The 18,141-nt window shown below is 38.8% G+C and carries 15 protein-coding genes; 10 read left to right on the top strand and 5 right to left on the bottom strand.

Annotation, left to right across the window (positions count from 1 at the left end):
* Window positions 1-103: 103 nt before the first annotated feature.
* The gene (locus C2869_RS15080) at window positions 104-1,849 is read right to left on the bottom strand and encodes a sensor histidine kinase (RefSeq protein WP_108603750.1); all 1,746 of its coding nucleotides are present in this window, start codon (window positions 1,847-1,849) and stop codon (window positions 104-106) included.
* A gap of 472 nt (window positions 1,850-2,321) precedes the next feature.
* Here C2869_RS15080 and phoB point away from each other — a divergent pair, with 472 nt between their 5' ends.
* The 5 genes from phoB to C2869_RS15055 all read left to right on the top strand — a co-directional run bounded on the left by phoB (window position 2,322) and on the right by C2869_RS15055 (window position 7,177).
* The gene (gene phoB, locus C2869_RS15075; RefSeq protein ID WP_108603749.1) at window positions 2,322-3,011 is read left to right on the top strand and encodes a phosphate regulon transcriptional regulator PhoB; all 690 of its coding nucleotides are present in this window, start codon (window positions 2,322-2,324) and stop codon (window positions 3,009-3,011) included.
* A gap of 4 nt (window positions 3,012-3,015) precedes the next feature.
* Complete coding sequence (phoR, locus tag C2869_RS15070; RefSeq protein WP_108603748.1) at window positions 3,016-4,338, top strand: phosphate regulon sensor histidine kinase PhoR; 1,323 nt, start codon at window positions 3,016-3,018, stop codon at window positions 4,336-4,338.
* 89 nt (window positions 4,339-4,427) lie between these two features.
* On the top strand, window positions 4,428-5,459 hold the full coding sequence (gene pyrC, locus C2869_RS15065; protein WP_108603747.1) for a dihydroorotase: 1,032 nt from the start codon (window positions 4,428-4,430) through the stop codon (window positions 5,457-5,459).
* A 13-nt stretch (window positions 5,460-5,472) separates the two neighbouring features.
* The gene (locus C2869_RS15060; protein WP_108603746.1) at window positions 5,473-6,348 is read left to right on the top strand and encodes a 6-carboxytetrahydropterin synthase; all 876 of its coding nucleotides are present in this window, start codon (window positions 5,473-5,475) and stop codon (window positions 6,346-6,348) included.
* Complete coding sequence (locus tag C2869_RS15055; RefSeq protein WP_228710679.1) at window positions 6,329-7,177, top strand: M23 family metallopeptidase; 849 nt, start codon at window positions 6,329-6,331, stop codon at window positions 7,175-7,177. The genes C2869_RS15060 and C2869_RS15055 overlap by 20 nt, the downstream gene beginning before the upstream one ends.
* A gap of 39 nt (window positions 7,178-7,216) precedes the next feature.
* Here the strand turns inward: C2869_RS15055 and C2869_RS15050 are convergent, their stop codons facing one another.
* Window positions 7,217-7,981, bottom strand: coding sequence for a hypothetical protein (locus C2869_RS15050; RefSeq protein ID WP_108603744.1), 765 nt, complete (start codon window positions 7,979-7,981; stop codon window positions 7,217-7,219).
* Between the two features lie 108 nt (window positions 7,982-8,089).
* Window positions 8,090-8,776 (bottom strand): sensor histidine kinase, encoded by a 687-nt coding sequence (locus C2869_RS15045; RefSeq protein ID WP_199915573.1) that lies wholly within the window; start codon window positions 8,774-8,776, stop codon window positions 8,090-8,092.
* A 255-nt stretch (window positions 8,777-9,031) separates the two neighbouring features.
* On the opposite strand from C2869_RS15045, the gene cysB reads away from it, so the two are divergent.
* Entirely contained in the window at window positions 9,032-10,006 is a 975-nt protein-coding gene (gene cysB / locus C2869_RS15040) for an HTH-type transcriptional regulator CysB (RefSeq protein WP_108603742.1), read from the top strand.
* Here cysB and C2869_RS15035 read toward each other — a convergent pair whose 3' ends face one another.
* The gene (locus C2869_RS15035; RefSeq protein ID WP_159084193.1) at window positions 10,007-10,585 is read right to left on the bottom strand and encodes an NUDIX hydrolase; all 579 of its coding nucleotides are present in this window, start codon (window positions 10,583-10,585) and stop codon (window positions 10,007-10,009) included.
* A 28-nt stretch (window positions 10,586-10,613) separates the two neighbouring features.
* The gene (gene pabB, locus C2869_RS15030) at window positions 10,614-11,999 is read right to left on the bottom strand and encodes an aminodeoxychorismate synthase component I (protein WP_108603740.1); all 1,386 of its coding nucleotides are present in this window, start codon (window positions 11,997-11,999) and stop codon (window positions 10,614-10,616) included.
* Between the two features lie 186 nt (window positions 12,000-12,185).
* Here pabB and C2869_RS15025 point away from each other — a divergent pair, with 186 nt between their 5' ends.
* From C2869_RS15025 to C2869_RS15010, 4 genes are all read left to right on the top strand, one after another.
* Window positions 12,186-13,715, top strand: coding sequence for a fumarate hydratase (locus C2869_RS15025; protein ID WP_108603739.1), 1,530 nt, complete (start codon window positions 12,186-12,188; stop codon window positions 13,713-13,715).
* A gap of 70 nt (window positions 13,716-13,785) precedes the next feature.
* Window positions 13,786-15,054 carry a DNA recombination protein RmuC gene (locus C2869_RS15020; protein ID WP_108603738.1) on the top strand — a complete coding sequence of 423 codons (1,269 nt, stop codon included), beginning with the start codon at window positions 13,786-13,788 and terminating at the stop codon, window positions 15,052-15,054.
* A 20-nt stretch (window positions 15,055-15,074) separates the two neighbouring features.
* On the top strand, window positions 15,075-15,881 hold the full coding sequence (locus C2869_RS15015; protein WP_108603736.1) for a DUF3025 domain-containing protein: 807 nt from the start codon (window positions 15,075-15,077) through the stop codon (window positions 15,879-15,881).
* Window positions 15,882-16,123: 242 nt separating this feature from the next.
* Window positions 16,124-18,139, top strand: coding sequence for a DUF1302 domain-containing protein (locus C2869_RS15010; protein WP_108603735.1), 2,016 nt, complete (start codon window positions 16,124-16,126; stop codon window positions 18,137-18,139).
* The last annotated feature ends 2 nt before the right edge of the window (window positions 18,140-18,141 follow it).

Raw genomic sequence — 18,141 nt, 5'->3', positions numbered from 1 at the left:
CTGTTAAAAAATAAATTTAGCAATGATTTTTATACCAAATTAAAGCAACGAATACCATCTATCTGTTTTGAGATTGACCTCTAAATAAATATTAATTATCGGGCTAATCTATTTTTGTATTAACGGGGATTTCAATTTCAAACTTTAGGCCTTGTCCCAATTCACTATAGGCTTTTATCGTGCCACCTAGCGTCTGTTTAACAAGGTTGTAAGTAATATGCGTACCTAAACCACTGCCGCCGGATTCTCGGCGGGTTGTAAAAAACGGATCAAATAATTGGGCAAGCACTTCATTGCTCACGCCTTTACCATTGTCTTCATATACCATTTTCAACATGCCACCACTTCGCTCTTCAATTTTAATCATGACTTTACCTTGCTCTTTATTCTCAAAGCCATGAATAACAGAGTTCATAATGAGGTTGGTAAATATTTGCGAAATAGCACCAGCAGGGCAGCGCATATGAATATGTTCAGGACATTCAATATGAAAAGTATGATTTGATTGTTTTAAATTGGGTTGCAAAGATTTAATAATGTCCGAGATATAACTTTTCAGCTCTATTGTTCTAATGGCGTTACTCGTTTGGTCAACTGCAACTTGTTTAAAGCTGTTGATAAGATCAGAAGCGCGTTTAAGGTTACTAGAAATTAAATGATTACTTTCATGAGCTTCTAGTAAAAACTTGTCCAAATGTTTAGGGCTTAATGTTTTTTCATTGAACTGTCGTTTTAACGTTTCAACTTGCTCATTTAAAAATGAACTCGCTGTCACTGCAATACCAACCGGTGTATTAACATCGTGAGCTATACCGGCTACCAAGCCGCCGAGCGAAGCCATTTTTTCTGACTCCACTAGTTGGCCCTGAGCCTGTTTCAATTCTCGTAAAGAGCGCTCAAGTTCTCGCTGTTTGTTTATCAACAGCTCTTCTGCTCGACGGCGAATATCAATTTCATCACGTAATTCGTTGCGACTTTGCTCAAGCTCTTGCTTTTGATTTTCTAAATCGAGTAAAGCGTGACTTAAGTTTGCAGTTTTTTTAGCGACCTCTTGCTCAAGTAGTAGGTTTTGTTCGTCTAATTTATGGTTAGCTTCTAACAACTCTTTTTGAGCCGCATCAAGTTTATTGTTATAGATGTCTAACCTATCAATGAGATCATTATAGGCATCAGTAAGTACTTTAATTTCATTTTCATCTTCGTACTCATAATCTATTTTTGAATTTTGTAAACGTTCAATATCAAATGATTCAATTTGTTCTGATATTGTTCTTAATGGCTCACTCAGCATGAGCCTGAATGAACGCAAAAATAGCATCAGAAGAAATGTTGTTTTAATAAACGCGTTTAAGATTAAAACATATAAACCCACTTCAATACGGCTAATAATAACATCACTAGAAGAAATTAAAGTGACATCACCCACTTGGGTTGCTCGGCCGGAAAACTCAAATATCAATGGAAAGGTATAGCCAAACAAACCAGAGTTATTTTCTTCTAAGCTAGCGCCTTCAGTACCATAGTGAATTTCAATTTCACTCGATTTTATTTGCTTGCCGAGCTCAGTAATAGTTTGACCGTTTTCATCTCTCACTATAATGCCTTCAACCATAGGGATCGCCAACAGCCCCTCAGCAATGGTGACCGCTTGTTGCGAGTTGAGCTCCCATATAGCGCGAGTTAAACTGCCACTAAAGGTTTTTTGTAAGGTTTTTAATTCACCTTCAATGTGTTCTTTAGCATTAAAATACTCGACGGCAATTTGGCCAACGGTCACGATGAACGTCAGAATGAAATATACTGATAGTACTTGTGAAAGAAGTTTGCGAGATACGCTGGTTTTTTTCATGTATGGGTCTTATGAAAAATATAGTCTTCTCGCTCGGGCTTTAAGGTTCTTTGTCAGCGCTTATTTGCCCCAATCACATAGTAGAACGTATGCTCATGGAGTATTGAAGCTTGACGGCTTTCCCTAAAACTCGATCGCTTTGACTATAGGCTAGTTAAGCTGTTTAAATGCTACTGTCTATACAAAGTTATAAACAATAAATGACAATTTTTCATTATATTAGCAAAAATAGCTGACTAATTTGTGGATTTTTATTTTTACCCGTTAAGAGTTTTAGTCGCAAAAATGTAGTTAATGTTACGCCTGTCATATAATTGTCATGTTTTAAAAATACATTAAACAGGCATTGAGGCTACGGAATGAAAGAGTTACAGCGATTATTTCAACTCTGACAATCCTGTGTAATAATTTAATATAACTGTCACAAAATCTTCTGATAATGTCGGCGTTTTGAATTAGTGATGAAATTGTTATGTCTAGAAGAATATTAATAGTAGAAGATGAAGCGCCAATTAGAGAAATGCTTACCTTTGTTTTAGAGCATAAGGGTTTCCAAATTGACGAAGCTGAAGATTATCATGAAGCAATCAGTAAAGTTGCTGAACCCTACCCAGATTTAATCTTACTTGATTGGATGATCCCAGGTGGTAGTGGTATTCAAGTTGCAAAGTATATCAAGTCTGATGAATTCACCCGCAATATTCCTATCATTATGTTAACAGCGCGAGGTGAAGAAGAAGACAAAGTGCGTGGTTTAGAGGTTGGGGCAGATGACTATATAACAAAGCCATTTTCCCCCAAAGAGTTAGTTGCGCGTATTAAGGCAGTTTTACGTCGTTCATTACCAACGAGTACGGATGAGCCTTTAGAAATTCAAGGATTAAAGCTAGATCCGTCAACACATCGAGTGACAGCAGAAGAAACAGAGTTCCAAATTGGGCCAACAGAGTTTAAACTGCTGCACTTTTTTATGTCTCATCCAGAGCGAGTATATAGCCGCGAACAACTTTTAGATAATGTTTGGGGCCGAAATGTTTACGTAGAAGATAGAACGGTTGATGTGCATATTCGCCGTTTACGTAAAGCCATTTCGCCAAAAGGTCACGACCGACTTATTCAAACGGTTCGTGGCGCTGGTTACCGCTTATCAGCAAAACTTTAAGTATATGAATCAAAACGCACAACATTTTAAGCTGGTATTTAGTTTAGGTCTTGTTACTGGCTTATCATTTGTGCTGAGCCTTTATTTCGACAATTTTATCTTTTTTATGTTTCTTGGTGTGCTTGGTCTATTACTGGCACACCATTATAACTTTGTTCGATTATTTAACTGGCTTTGGCATCGTAAAACATTGTACCCGCCGCAAAGTAAAGGCAGTTGGGGCGAAATATTTGATGGTATATATAAATTACAATTAAAAAACCGTTCTCGCCGTAAAGAGTTAGGACGTTTTCTAAAACGTTTCCGCGAAGGTGCTGAAGCTTTGCCCGATGGCATTGTTTTAATGCGGAATAATGGTCAAATTGCTTGGTGCAACCAATTGGCATCACATCTTTTGGGTATTCGTTGGCCGGATGATAACAATATTCGAATTGATAATTTAGTGCGCCATCCTGACTTTATTGAAGCCTATACCAGTAAACAGTTCGATGAACCTATTATTATTCCTTCTCCTATCGCTCACGATTTAGTCATTGAGATTCGTATTGTTCCTTATACTTATGATGAGTATTTATTGTTAGCTCGTGATGTCACACAGGTTTCGCGTTTAAATCAAATGCGCAAAGACTTTATTGCTAATGTATCACATGAATTAAAAACGCCTTTGACAGTGATCCAAGGCTATTTGGAAATGTATCGTGATTACGATATGCAGATCCCAATTAATCCCAAGTCAATTAATTCCATGTTAGAGCAGAGTGAGCGTATGATGAGCTTGATTAGTCAATTACTTGTCTTGTCTCGCATAGAAGCAAACTCTGAATCTCTGTTTGATCAGGTAATTGATGTCAGAAAAATGTTAGCTGTTATTGAATCGGAAGCCACTCAACTTAATACGCATAAAAATCATAGTATCCAGTTTGTTATTCAGCCTGACTTGATGATTTATGGTATTGAAGATGAAATGCGCAGTGCAATGACTAACCTTGTTAAAAATGCAATTCATTATACGCAGCCTGAAGGGGAAATTACGGTATCTTGGTCTTTGACTGAACAAGGTAATGCATTGTTTAAAGTAGAAGATAATGGATTAGGTATTGCTGAGCATCATCTGGCTCGATTAACTGAGCGTTTTTATCGCGTCGACAAGGCGCGAGCCCGTTCCTCTGGCGGGACAGGTTTAGGCTTGTCTATTGTCAAACATGTACTTCAACACCACCACAGTGAATTGATGATAGACAGTGTCGAAAATAAAGGTAGTTCTTTTAGTTTTGAAATTCCTCAAGATTTAGTATTACTTGAACAACCACTTAAACAAGCGAATTAACATTTATAATCACCAATTGTTACTTTACTTAATGAAGTCATGCAATTAGGATCGTGCGATTATTTATTAGCTGCATACCCTGTATTCTCATGACTTCATTAACTATTACTCGCCCTGACGATTGGCATATTCATTTGCGTGATGGTGAGCAACTAAAAGATACCGTTGGCCACGCAGCTCGCTATTTAGGCCGAGCTATCATCATGCCAAATTTGGTTCCACCCGCAACCAATACGCAATTGGCATTAGCCTACCGTGAACGTATAACCAGTCACATTCCACAAGATAGTCAGTTTAAACCGTTAATGGTTCTATATTTAACAGATAACACGACGGTTGACGATATTAAACAAGCAAAAGCCAGTGGACACATTGTTGCTGCAAAACTATATCCGGCTGGTGCGACAACTAACTCTGATTCAGGCGTGACGGATATAAAAAATATCTACCCAGTCCTAGAAGCCATGCAAGAAGCTGGCATGTTGTTGTTAGTTCATGGTGAAGTGACTTGTGCTGATATTGATATATTCGACCGTGAAAAAGTGTTTCTTGAGACGGTTCTTACGCCTGTAGTTGCAGATTTTCCTGAATTGAAAATTGTATTGGAGCACATAACAACCAAGGATTCAGTCGATTTTGTTCTGGCGCAAAACAAAAATGTAGCGGCTACAATTACAGCTCATCATTTGTTATATAACCGCAATCACATGTTGGTTGGTGGTATTAAACCGCATTTTTATTGCTTACCTATTTTAAAACGTAATACGCACCAGCAAGCTTTAGTTGAAGCCGCAACTAGTGGTAATGCTAAATTCTTTTTAGGTACGGATTCCGCACCTCACATGAAGCATAAAAAAGAAGCAGCTTGTGGTTGTGCTGGGTCATATACAGCCCACGCAGCGTTGGAGTTGTATGCTGAAGTGTTTGAGCAAGAAAATGCATTAGATAAGCTAGAGGCATTTGCAAGTTTCAATGGTCCTGATTTTTATAACTTACCACGTAATACCGATACAGTGACTTTGGTTAAGGAGCCTTGGACGGTTCCACAATCTTACGCTTTAGGCGAAGATGTTGTTGTACCTATCAAGGCTAATGAAGACATTAGCTGGCAAGTAAAATAGCTGGAAAAATTTAATGCACTTATTTGTTAACGATCTTTCCGTTATTGACTTTTCTTACTTAGATAGCCAACGAGGGATAGTTGGCGAGAGTTGGATTGTCGATGTCATCTTGGTCGGTAATTTAAATGAACAAAACATGGTTTTAGATTTTGGTCTTGTTAAAAGCCAAATCAAAACCATAATCGATGACGAATTTGATCATAAATTACATATACCTGAAGAATCGACGGGGCTTATTGCCAATCATCATGATTTAGACAGTCAAGCGATTAGTTTTAGATTAGATAATGGCGAGCATATATATGTGTCGGCTCCTGCTTCGTCATATTGTTTTGCTCCTACTGATAAAATAACTATCGAGTCTTTGTTACCTGTGATAAAAAGCCGACTGATGTTGGATATGCCCAGTAATGTGAAAGATTTGATTATCACGTTAAGGCCAGAAAAAATAGATTCGCCTTTTTATCATTACAGCCATGGTTTAAAAAAGCATGAAGGTAACTGCCAGCGAATTGTTCACGGTCACCGCTCAAAAATTATCGTAAAATCGGCTGGTAACGAAAATACAGATTATCAAACATATTGGGCTAAGCGCTGGCAAGATATTTATATTGGCAGTGAAAGTGATCTCGATCTTGAATTAGCTCATCGTTATTGTGCACAGCATGGTTTGTCGAGCGATGACTACTACGGCTTTTCATATACAGCCAGCCAAGGTGACTTTGAGCTTGTGGTCAGTAAACGTATAACCGACATAATGGATAGAGATACAACAGTTGAGTGTATTGCTGAGTTTATGTTGGAGACAATGCAAAATAAATACCCCACAGAAACATTCGAAGTTCACGCCTATGAGGGAGTATCAAAAGGTGCCATTGCTTTCAGTTAACAAAGTCAAGCCATTGTCAGTTGCTATCGCTGCATTAGTTTCGCTTAATTCATTTGTGTATGCTAGTGAGTTAACTATTGTTCGCCAAGCGTTGCAGCCTGGAGGATTTGTTTTAGGTACTTTGACTGATTGTGAATCATATACACTTAATAGCAAAACAGGCAGATGTGATGATAAAGGGCAGTTCATTTTTGGCTTTGGGCGCGATGCTAAATTGCAGCAACAAGTCGAGTTTAAACTAAAAAATGGTCAAGCATTGCTATATAACTTTCCATTAGCAGCTCGCACTTATAAAGAAGATAAAATTACTGGTGTCGCCAGTAAATATGTCGCTCCACCTGATAGTGTTATAAAACGCATTGCCAGCGACAATAAACAAATTGGTGCTGCGCGCAAAGTAGACAGCGATCTAAATGGCTATCAGCAAACTTTTATTTGGCCTAGTAAAGGGCGTATTTCAGGCGTGTACGGTAGCCGGCGTATATTCAATAATGTCCCTAAACGACCGCATTTTGGATTAGATGTCGCCGCTCCTACAGGTACTGAAGTTGTCGCTCCTGCTGCTGGTATTATTCGTTTGGCGCACAATGACATGTATTATTCAGGTGGAACCATTATTTTGGATCATGGTTATGGCTTGACTTCAACTTTCATTCATCTTTCTAAGCTAGATGTTAAAGAGGGGCAGGTTGTAAAACAAGGCGACAAAATTGCTGAGATAGGGGCCACGGGTAGGGTAACAGGTGCACATTTAGATTGGCGCATCAACTGGTTTTCTGAGCGTTTAGACCCCGCGTTTTGGGTAAAACCAGGTGGCAACAAAAAATAAATGGTAAATCTGAAACGGCTTGAACTCAGATTAAGATAATTACCATTTCTTTTTGGGTTGGAATAATACGTCCAAGTCGTCTTTATCCTTTTCACCTTTACGTCTCGCATCCGCCAAGTTTGTACTTTTCAGCTCAGCTGCAATCTCACTTAAAATAGTTTCAAGTTCAGCTTGGCGTCTATTAACGTATTCTGTGCGGTTAGCTTGTCCAGCAAGTGTGTTTAATGCTTTTTCAAAATATTGGCGGGCTGAACCAAGCATATGTGAGCTCTGAGCCGCTTTACCACGTTTTAGTAAGCTTTCCACGTTAACTCGTAATTGAAAGCCTTCTAATTTTTTATCTTCGACCATAAATAAATGTGTGTCGACTTTGCCTTTAGTATGCTCGGTTCTTAATAATGCTCTTAGTTTTTTAACCGCCTTGATCATAGTGATGATGACTCTATCTTCATCGGGGATCACAAAGTCTTCTTCTTTTTGAGCTTCAGTAGGGTTGAAGTTTTTGACTCTTTCTTGGGCGTCACGCAGGCGTTGATTGATTTCCTTAGATTCAGGGTTAACTTCAGCCATGGCTTTTAATGCATCTAAAACGCGTTGATGCATGATTAAAATCAGTTGGGGGCTGACAGGGATAGTTCCTGCGCTCATTAAAAGTTCTTCTGTGTCTTCAATAACTGCTTTATATTTTGCCAGTTCAACCCTTTTATCAGCTTCGACTTTTGTCTTGTGCTGTTGGATTGCATTCATAATCACAGCTAGTACAACTAATGCGACTACTAATCCAATCACTATTTGGAAAATCATACTTGATACTCTTTATTATTAACTGACAATTTTGCCAATCCCTGCTTTTTGACTCAGGCGTTTGCTTTTTAAAGCGTTATCTTGTTGATATTACCTAAAAATATATTCTTAGGGTAGTCTCAATTTAAATACACTGCCACCTAGCTTGCCGCCATTTGTCAATTCTATACTGCCTTGTTTATCGATATTGGTATGTGCTGCGGCTATTAAACGGGCAAAATAAAGTCCTAAGCCTGTTCTGCCTGCGTTTAAATCTAAATCATGCATCTCACTATTTTGTATGGCTAGCATGCGCTCTGGGTAGCCTTCACCGTTATCTTCGACCGTAATGATAAGTTCATTATCAATGATATCGGCAGACATACAGATAAATCCTGCGCTATATCGTAAGGCATTGATAAATATATCATTAAGCAAACTGCTGATCATATCTATATCAAAATGCCAACACAGTTCATTATCTACATTGATACTGACTTCTAATTTATTTTTTTCGATATACAGTTCGTTTTTAGCTAATATTTCATCAAACACATCGTCTAAATAATGCTCTTCAACATTAAGAGGCATCTGATTTTTTTCAGCTCGATACAGAGTGAGTAGTTGTAATAAGTTGGTATTTAGGCGCGAGGCTTCATAATGTAAACGGGCTAATTCTTCTGCATCTTCATTCGATTGATTAGACATTTTGTGACTTAATTTGTCGATTGACTGGATCAGCATACACAATGAATTTTTCATATCGTGAACGGCTGACGCTAATACAGTTGAAAAATCGATAGAGCCAGTTCCCATATTGTTATTCTCCAAATTAGGCTTTTTATTCTGTATTTTTCAGTTAGGACAGAATAAAAGCCGTAAAAAATGATTTAAATTGACTAATTTGTTGTTAATAACAAAAATTTATCAATTATTCCATGACTATAGCGTTAGTTTATTTTATAGTAATAAAAGCGAATACAACTATAGATATTTAGAATATGTGTTCAGATAGGCCTATTTAATTGAAATGGGTCACATGAACATTAGCCTAAACGGAAAGGTGAGGATATGAAACTTCAACAATTACGTTATATTGTCGAGGTGTTAAATCACAATTTAAACGTGTCTGCAACAGCTGAAAGCCTATATACATCTCAGCCAGGTATCAGTAAGCAAGTACGTATGTTAGAAGACGAGCTAGGTGTACAAATATTTGGCCGTAGTGGTAAACACTTAACTCATGTAACGCCAGCAGGCGGCGATATTATTAATATTGCACAAGAAATCTTATCTAAGGTTGAAAGTATAAAATCAGTTGCACGCGAGCATACATTGCCTGATCAAGGTAAACTGAATATCGCGACAACCCATACTCAAGCCCGTTATGCGTTGCCAGACGTTATTAAAGGTTTTATGGGGAAATACCCGAAAGTTTCTTTACATATGCATCAAGGTACGCCAGCGCAAATCAGTGATGCTGCAGCAAAAGGTGAGGCCGATTTTGCCATCGCAACCGAAGCTCTGCACTTGTACAACGATTTAGTTATGTTGCCATGTTACCATTGGAATCGTTCTATCGTTGTAAGTAAAGATCACCCGTTAGCTAAATTACGTGACGTTTCGCTAAGTGATGTTGCAAAATATCCAATGGTGACATATGTCTTTGGCTTTACTGGACGCTCGGAATTAGATCAGGCGTTTAGTGATGCTGGGTTAGATCCGAAAATCGTATTTACCGCAACTGACGCTGATGTTATTAAAACATACGTTAGATTAGGTGTTGGGGTCGGGGTTATCGCGACCATGGCTATTGATGAAATGTCTGATAAGGACTTAGTTGCGATTGATGCTAGTCACTTATTTAAGCCGAGCACAACAAAAATTGGTTTCCGTAAAGGAACCTTCTTACGTCAGTACATGTATGACTTCATTGAGCGCTTTGCACCACATCTAACGAAAGATGTCGTTGAAAAAGCCATCATGTTGAAAAATGCCGACGATATTGATGCTATGTTTGCCGATTTAAAATTGCCTGTTAGGTAGTTAAAATTCAGGTATAGCTTGAATAAAGCCAGTTGGGTTATTTGATAACCGACTGGCTAAATCAACCAAAATTCCCGCTGTTGCTCCCCACACTAACGCACCTTGATAACTAAAAGCATATACGGTTAAGCGTGCATTATTCTTTTTGATTCTTATCTTGGTGAACTGCCATGGTTGGCAAAGGTATGCTAACGGCACTTTGATAATTTGATGAACTTCGTCAGTATTAATTTTTGTTTGATAAGGTGGGGTAATAAAATTGACGTAAGGTTCTATTTTATAGCCGCTCAACGTATAAAACGTATTTATTTTTATTGCGGTTTCTGGGGTTACCTCTAAGCCTATTTCTTCTTTTGTTTCTCTTGATGCAGTTTGCGCCAGAGACTGGTCAACTAATTCATCGAATTTACCACCAGGGAAACTAAATTGACCAGGATGACTGCGCAGTGAATGTTGTCTTTGGGTTAAAATAACATTGGCTTGCTTATTGTGAGCAAGTTCAATCAAAACCGATACTGCCGATTGCTTGAGTTGATGTTTTGCAAAATCAAAACGCTGGCCTGTAGTTTGGCTAAGCACAATATTGGATTTTAATCTGTTCGCTATTTTAGACAGTGTCGGGTTGCAATACAGGTAAGATTTTGGCGACCTTATGAAAGGTTTCTTGATATTCACTTTCTAGCTCCGAATCCATGACGAGCCCCCCCCCAGCCCAACAATATAGTTTGTCTTTAGAGGCGACTAAAGTGCGGATACAAATATTGGTATCCATTTTATTTTGCCAGTCAATATAACCGATACTGCCACAATAAATATGGCGTCGATGGGGTTCTAGTTCTTCAATAATCTCCATGGCTCTAATTTTAGGCGCTCCGGTTATTGAACCACCTGGAAAAGCGCCTCTGAGTAAATCAAATGGCGATTTATCTTCTGCTAGCTCACCAACAACCGTGCTAACTAGGTGATGGACAGCTGGAAAACTTTCAATTGCAAATAGGCTAGGCACATCAACACTTTTGGGCTTCGCGACTTTGCTTATATCGTTGCGCAATAGATCGACAATCATTAAGTTTTCAGCTCGGTCCTTCGATGAACTTGCCAGTATCTCAGCTTGTTTTTCGTCTTCCAATTGCGTTTTCCCACGAGCTATCGTGCCTTTAATCGGTTTTGTTTCTATTTTATTTTGCTGCAATTGAATAAAGCGCTCTGGCGATAAGCATAAAATGGTATTGTTTTTACTTTGAATAAAGGCCGAAAAAGGGGCTTGATTGACTGCTGTTAACTGAGTGTAAGCTTGCCACAAAGACCCTTGATAATGCGCTTCAAACCGTTGCGCAAGGTTAATTTGATAGCAGTCACCACTTTGTAGGTAATGCTTCACGCGGTTGAATTTTGTTCTATATTCATCGAACGTCATATTAGCAGCCCATGCTGACGTTAATGAAAATGTAGGTTGTACAGCCGAGTTGTCTATTTTCGTTAAAAGCTTATTTAAGCGATCTAGTTTTGGCTGGTAATCGAGTAAGTACCAAAGTTGAGTTTTATTATCAAATACCAGTGCCCAGTCATATATACCTACGCATAGTTCGGGACAGTCAAAACCTACATCGGCTATTTCGGGTAGCTTTTCGATTGTACGGCCTAAATCATAGCTAAACCAGCCAACAAGACCACCGCAAAATGGAAAGGTTTTAGGGGCTAATTGTTGCGGTTTATTGTTTTGCCAAATAGTTTCAGCGATTTTAATGGGATCGCCAGATTTATATTCGCTATTTCCGCTGTGATTATCGGTTATTTTTGTACAAGCATTTTCATACACTAACTCAAATGTCGGCGAGCATAAAATAATATCGTAATGGCTGTTTTGATGACTTGAGTTACCAGAATCGAGAAAAATGGCTCCATGTTCTTGGCTAATTGCTGCAAAAACGGATTTTGGTCTATGCGGTAAATCTAGTTTTGTTATAAAACGTGAATCGGAAAAATCACTCATTTAGCTAATTAATTGACTCGTTGATATTTAATGTGCACTGCTAGGTGACTGGCAGGAAAGACAGTTCAAGGTTATCATACACCACAACCAAAAGGGAGCTTTACAACGCGTAGCTATATGATTCTTGAATTATGAATAATGAGTTGCGCCAGCTCTATTGAGACAATATAACGAGGCCTTTACATCATGTCAGTGATCCGCCAACAAGATTTTATTGAAAGCATCGCCGATGCATTACAATTTATCTCTTATTACCATCCCTTAGACTTTGTTCAAGCTATTGATAAAGCTTATCAAAAAGAACAAAACAAAGCGGCTAAAGACGCCATGGCGCAAATTTTAATTAATTCGCGTATGTCGGCAGAGGGACGTCGTCCTTTATGTCAGGATACTGGCATTGTAACTTGCTTTGTTAAAGTCGGTATGGGTGTTCAATGGGATAAAACCGACATGACCATTCAGCAAATGGTTGATGAAGGGACTCGACAAGCTTACACAAACCCAGATAACCCTTTGCGAGCGTCGATTGTCGCTGATCCTGCAGGTACGCGAAAAAATACTAAAGACAATACACCTTCTGTTGTTCATATCGACATGGTAGAAGGTAATGAAATTGAAGTTATGATAGCGGCCAAAGGTGGCGGCTCTGAAAATAAAACCAAAATGGCTATGTTAAACCCGAGTGATTCAATTGCTGATTGGGTGGTAAAAACATTGCCGTCAATGGGGGCAGGTTGGTGTCCTCCTGGTATGCTAGGTATAGGTATTGGTGGAACGGCAGAAAAAGCCGCGGTACTTGCCAAAGAAAGCTTAATGGACCCTGTTGATATTCAAGAGTTGATAGATCGTGGTCCGCAAAATGCTGAAGAAGAATTACGTTTAGAAATTTTTGAACGTGTTAATAAACTAGGTATTGGTGCCCAAGGTTTAGGTGGTCTAACCACTGTTGTTGATATTAAAATTAATACAGCACCAACTCATGCGGCATCAAAGCCAGTTGTGATGATCCCTAACTGTGCAGCGACTCGCCATGTCCATTTTCATTTAGACGGTTCAGGCCCAGCAGAGCTTAAGCCACCTAAGTTAGAAGAGTGGCCAGAAGTGACTTTTGAAGTGGGTGAAAATACGCGTCGTGTTAATGTTGATGACATTACTAAAGAAGAAACCCAGCAATGGAAAGCGGGCGACACTATTTTATTATCTGGAAAAATATTAACAGGTCGAGACGCTGCTCATAAACGTATTAAAGAATATTTAGAACGCGGTGAAGCGTTACCAAATGGCGTAGATTTTAATAATCGCTTTATATATTACGTAGGGCCTGTGGATGCTGTAGGTGACGAGGTCGTGGGACCAGCAGGTCCAACTACGTCAACACGTATGGATAAGTTTTCAGAAATGATGCTAGGTGATGCTGGCTTAATGGGCATGATAGGTAAAGCCGAGCGTGGACCAGCAACGGTTGAAAGTATCAGTAAACATAAAGCGGTATATCTAATGGCAGTTGGCGGCGCGGCGTATTTGGTTGCTAAAGCCATTAAGAAATCAAAAGTCGTGGCTTTTGAAGACTTAGGTATGGAAGCGATATATGAGTTTGAAGTAGAAGATATGCCAGTAACGGTTGCGGTTGATTCGACCGGCAATAATGTACATGAAACGGGCCCTGCGATTTGGCAAGCCAAAATTGCTGAGCTTGATGGTGCTTTAGATAAGTAAAGAGTACTGTTAATAATTACAGTTATTTGTTATAAAGGCGTCTGTTGACGTCTTTTTTGTATCTAGCCTTATGTACGCACAGCTTCAAGCTTTTGAATTAACGCATTATTTATTGTTTTCTAGTCTTTTACTAAATGTATTAACTTGCATCGGCTTGGTAAAAATATACTTTGCAAAACGTGAAGACGTTGTTACACAAATGCAGAATATCATCATCAAAGAAAATGCTGATCTAAGGCAATCTTTGCTGAACCAGCAATACGAATCTTCGCAAAGCCAACAAAGTCATTTTAATAATTTATCTCACCAGCTAAATAATTCAATATTAAACGGCTTTAAAAACATAGCTGAAAATAGTCAGAGCGTTGCAGCGCAACAGCGTCAAGAGCAAACTCAAGCGTTAAAGTGGCATGCTGACGTTGTCGGTAAGCGTATTGATAACCTCACTCAAAATACAGAACAAAGGTTAGATAAGATCAGCGACAGAGTGAATGAAAAATTAAATGAAGGTTTTGCGAAAAGTATCGAAACCTTTAATCGGATTATGCAACGTTTAGCATTAATTGATGAAGCACAAAAGCAAATCAGTGAGCTATCGACCAATGTAACGAGTTTGCAGACAATTTTGGCTGACAAACGTTCTCGTGGTGCCTTTGGCGAAGTGCAGCTATACGCTTTGTTAGAAAATACCCTAGCACCTAATCAATTCAGCAAACAAGCTAAATTGAGTAATGATAAAATTGCTGATGCCATTCTTGAACTGCCTCAACCGACAGGGCGTATTGTTATCGATTCAAAATTTCCGTTGGAATCATATCAAAGGATGACTGATTTACAGCTAGCAAACGCTGATCGCAATGCTGCAATTAAACAATTTAAACAAGATGTGAAAAAACATATCACAGACATTGCAACTAAATACATTATCCGCCATGAAACCGCAGATAGCGCTATTTTATTTTTACCTGCAGAAGCAATATTTGCCGAAATACATGCCCACCATAATGATCTGGTTGAATTAGCCTGGCAACAAAAAATATGGTTAACATCACCAACTACATTAATGGCCGTTTTGACTACAGCCAAAGCGGTGTTAAAGGATGAAGCGACTCGCGAGCAAGTTCATATTATTCAGCAACATTTAACCTTGCTTAGTGATGATTTTAATCGCTTTGGTAAACGATTCGACCAATTAGCTCGACATATTGATCAAGCGGCTAACGATGTTAAACAAATTCATACCTCAGCTCAGAAAATATCCGGCCGTTTCAATACAATAGAAAATCTTAATTTAAACGATGAAATTTCGCCTGAATTGGCCGACAATGCAGGTAAATAAGTTGTAAGTTATAAAACAAGTTGAATCAAATCAATATATTACATTCAGCACTGGTTGAGCATGGTTTATATGCTGATATCCGTAACCTTATTGGTATACACCAGTATTCGGCTATTCCCAGCGCTGATACATTAAATTCACTCGCGGCTAACTTCTCGCAATTTAAACAATTAGGGTTAACCTTTGTGCCGCAAACGGAAAATTTTGACTGGCAGGGGCAATACTATGAGGAAGTGATTAATCAACGTAAAATTATTCCTACCCGCCTGAACAATTGGCATGATCTGTTTAATGCGTGTATTTGGTTGTTGTTTCCGCAAACTAAACGTTTGTTAAATCAGCTCCATTACGCCGATATACAAGCACAAGGCTTAAAAAAAAGAACCAAACGGCGAGATGCCTTAACGCTATTTGATGAATGTGGCATTGTGTTTGCCATTTCAGATCTTGATTGGGCGCTTAAATTGCGTGAGCACCAATGGACAACCTGTTTTTGGCAACAACGTGCTGATTGGGATACAAGCATCCGCCCGTTTATGTTTGGCCATGCTAATTACGAAATGGCTTTAGAGCCATATTTAGGCCTTACGGGTAAAGCTTTTTTTATTCAAGTCGAGAATGACTTTTTCCAACAGGAATTAAAGGTTCAAATCCCGATTATTGATCAACTTTTAGTTGAACAAATCTTATCGAGAAAACAATTGGAAGATAATCAAAACTTATCGCCAATGCCGTTTTTAGGCATACCTAGCTGGTATCAGGACAATGAGTCACTGGGCTTTTATCAAAATATCGATTACTTTCGCCCGAAACGAATTAAAAAATAAAAGTTGTGAAATACTTATCAAAATAAGTGGTTAGATTGGCACTTTATTTAATCTCGTAACAAATACATTACAAAAATGGCTGGAAATTCTGTAAAAAGCAGCCAGACTATTGAATTATAGGTAATTTACCACTGGTAAGACCTGATGAAAATGTTAAGATGTTGTGATGAGTCCTATCAAAGATTAATACCAATAACACCTTGTTACTGTGCCCGACAGATAACAAATGGGGGATACTTTTTATGAAGCGTAAAGCGACTCAAGCCTTAAATGCTTGCAAAGTCAGTTTATTAGCAAGTGCCGTAACTTTAGCGTTAAGTAGCCAAGTTCACGCTGTCGAATTTGAGCTAGGTGATGTTACGGTTAATTTTGACTCTACTTTCAGTTTTGGCACCAGTTATCGTGTGGAAGATAGAGACTTTGATTTAATCGGTAAAAACAATCATCCTCGTTTTAATTGGCAAGGGTATAGCCTAAGTAACCCCATTTATACTAATCGTGATATTTGGCCGCAAGCGGGGGCTTTTTCAGCCAATGGTGATTTAGGTAATCTAAATCACGATCCCGGAGACGCTTTTTCTACCTTATTTAAAGGCACCCATGAGTTAGACATTAACGCTGGCGATTTCGGTTTTTTCACGCGTTTCATGTATTTTTATGACGATGCGGCTCAAGGTAAAAAAGCTTGGTCTAATCCATTAACCGGTACAACTTATGATATTTGTGCAGATCCCGAAGCGAAAGAGCAAGTATGTCAAGATTTTCGTTTGTTAGATGCATTTGTCTATGCGGACTTTACGATAGGTGATGATATTCCTGTTTCTGTTCGCTTAGGTGATCAGGTAGTCAGTTGGGGGGAAAGCACACTCATTTCTCATGGCATCAACTCAATTAACCCAGTTGATATTGCTCGCTTAAAAGCGCCAGGCGCTGAACTTAAAGAAGCCTTTATTCCGGTTGGTATGCTATGGGCATCACTTGGCTTAACAGATTCAGTTTCGCTTGATTTCTTTTATCAATATGAATGGAAAAAAACTATTTTACCGGCACCTGGGAGCTATTTTTCAACTAATGATTTTGCAGGGGATGGCGGTTATCAAAATAATGTGCAGTTAGGCTTTACCCAAAACCCTGATATGAATGCGGCTTATGTGGCTTCTGTCATTAATGGTTTGGCGCAGGTGGCTCCACAAAGTTTACCAAGTGCGTTAATAGGCCTAGCACGCAGTGTTGCAGTTGTCGGAAATAATACAGATGTTGAGCCAGATGATGGTGGTCAATATGGTTTAAAACTGTCTATTTATTCTGAAGATCTAAATGATACGGAATTTAGTTTTTATCATATGAATTACCATAGCCGTCGACCACTTATTTCTGGCCGAGCGTCTAATTTTGGTTCACAAAGTATTACTGAAGATGTGCAAACTGTTTTAACAAAAGGCGTTAAAGCGGATGCGTTGCATGAACTCGATGTATTTACCCAAGCGATTTTAGAATACCCAGAAGATATAAAGCTTTATGGTTTTAGTTTTAATACCAGTATTGGTGAAACTGCGTTAGCAGGTGAAATTGCTTATCGCCAAGACGAACCCTTACAAATAGATGATGTCGAGTTATTGTATGCGGGTATGCCAGAACAGTTAGCTAATGCTGGATTACCTGGGGCTGAATCTTTGGCTGGCATTTCGCAAATAGAAGGTACACAGCCTGGTGATATAGCGCGTGGCTATTTGTTATTTGATACAACCCAGATACAAGCCACAGTAACGCATTTATTTGGCCCGACCTTAGGTGCTGATTCTTTAGCGTTGTTAGGCGAAGCGGGTTACGTCATGATAGATGATTTTCCTGATACGCTCGATATTCATTTGAATGGTCCGGGTACCAGCCGAATAGGGGTTGATGATTTTAAACAAGGTTTACGGGCTGATTTAGCCGGTGGTGAGGAAACGAATCCATTCCCAACCGAATCGGCTTGGGGTTATCGAATGGTTGGTAAATTAACCTACAATAACGTAGCTGGTATGTTTAATGTTTCACCTCGGGTTATTTTTTCACACGATGTTAAAGGAATAACGCCAGATCCCATGTTCTTATTTGTTGAAGATAGAAAGTCCGCCAGCTTTGGTGTAAGTGCTGAATATCAAAACAAAATTACCGCCGATTTATCATACAACGCATTCTGGGGTGGCGTAGGTACAACTAATAACTTTGCTGATCGCGACTATGTTTCTTTCAGTATTAAATATTCAATTTAATA

The sequence above is a fragment of the Saccharobesus litoralis genome (assembly GCF_003063625.1).
Classification (GTDB): Bacteria; Pseudomonadota; Gammaproteobacteria; order Enterobacterales; family Alteromonadaceae; genus Saccharobesus; species Saccharobesus litoralis.
The sequence above is the reverse complement of the archived record's forward strand: the minus strand, read 5'-3'. Positions and strand labels throughout refer to the sequence as shown.

Coding starts and splice junctions, on each gene's coding strand:
- C2869_RS15080 (WP_108603750.1), bottom strand. CDS start 1,849: ATGAAAAAAACCAGCGTATCTCGCAAACTTCTTTCACAAGTACTATCA.
- phoB (WP_108603749.1), top strand. CDS start 2,322: ATGTCTAGAAGAATATTAATAGTAGAAGATGAAGCGCCAATTAGAGAA.
- phoR (WP_108603748.1), top strand. CDS start 3,016: ATGAATCAAAACGCACAACATTTTAAGCTGGTATTTAGTTTAGGTCTT.
- pyrC (WP_108603747.1), top strand. CDS start 4,428: ATGACTTCATTAACTATTACTCGCCCTGACGATTGGCATATTCATTTG.
- C2869_RS15060 (WP_108603746.1), top strand. CDS start 5,473: ATGCACTTATTTGTTAACGATCTTTCCGTTATTGACTTTTCTTACTTA.
- C2869_RS15050 (WP_108603744.1), bottom strand. CDS start 7,981: ATGATTTTCCAAATAGTGATTGGATTAGTAGTCGCATTAGTTGTACTA.
- C2869_RS15045 (WP_199915573.1), bottom strand. CDS start 8,776: ATGGGAACTGGCTCTATCGATTTTTCAACTGTATTAGCGTCAGCCGTT.
- cysB (WP_108603742.1), top strand. CDS start 9,032: ATGAAACTTCAACAATTACGTTATATTGTCGAGGTGTTAAATCACAAT.
- pabB (WP_108603740.1), bottom strand. CDS start 11,999: ATGAGTGATTTTTCCGATTCACGTTTTATAACAAAACTAGATTTACCG.
- C2869_RS15025 (WP_108603739.1), top strand. CDS start 12,186: ATGTCAGTGATCCGCCAACAAGATTTTATTGAAAGCATCGCCGATGCA.
- C2869_RS15020 (WP_108603738.1), top strand. CDS start 13,786: ATGTACGCACAGCTTCAAGCTTTTGAATTAACGCATTATTTATTGTTT.
- C2869_RS15010 (WP_108603735.1), top strand. CDS start 16,124: ATGAAGCGTAAAGCGACTCAAGCCTTAAATGCTTGCAAAGTCAGTTTA.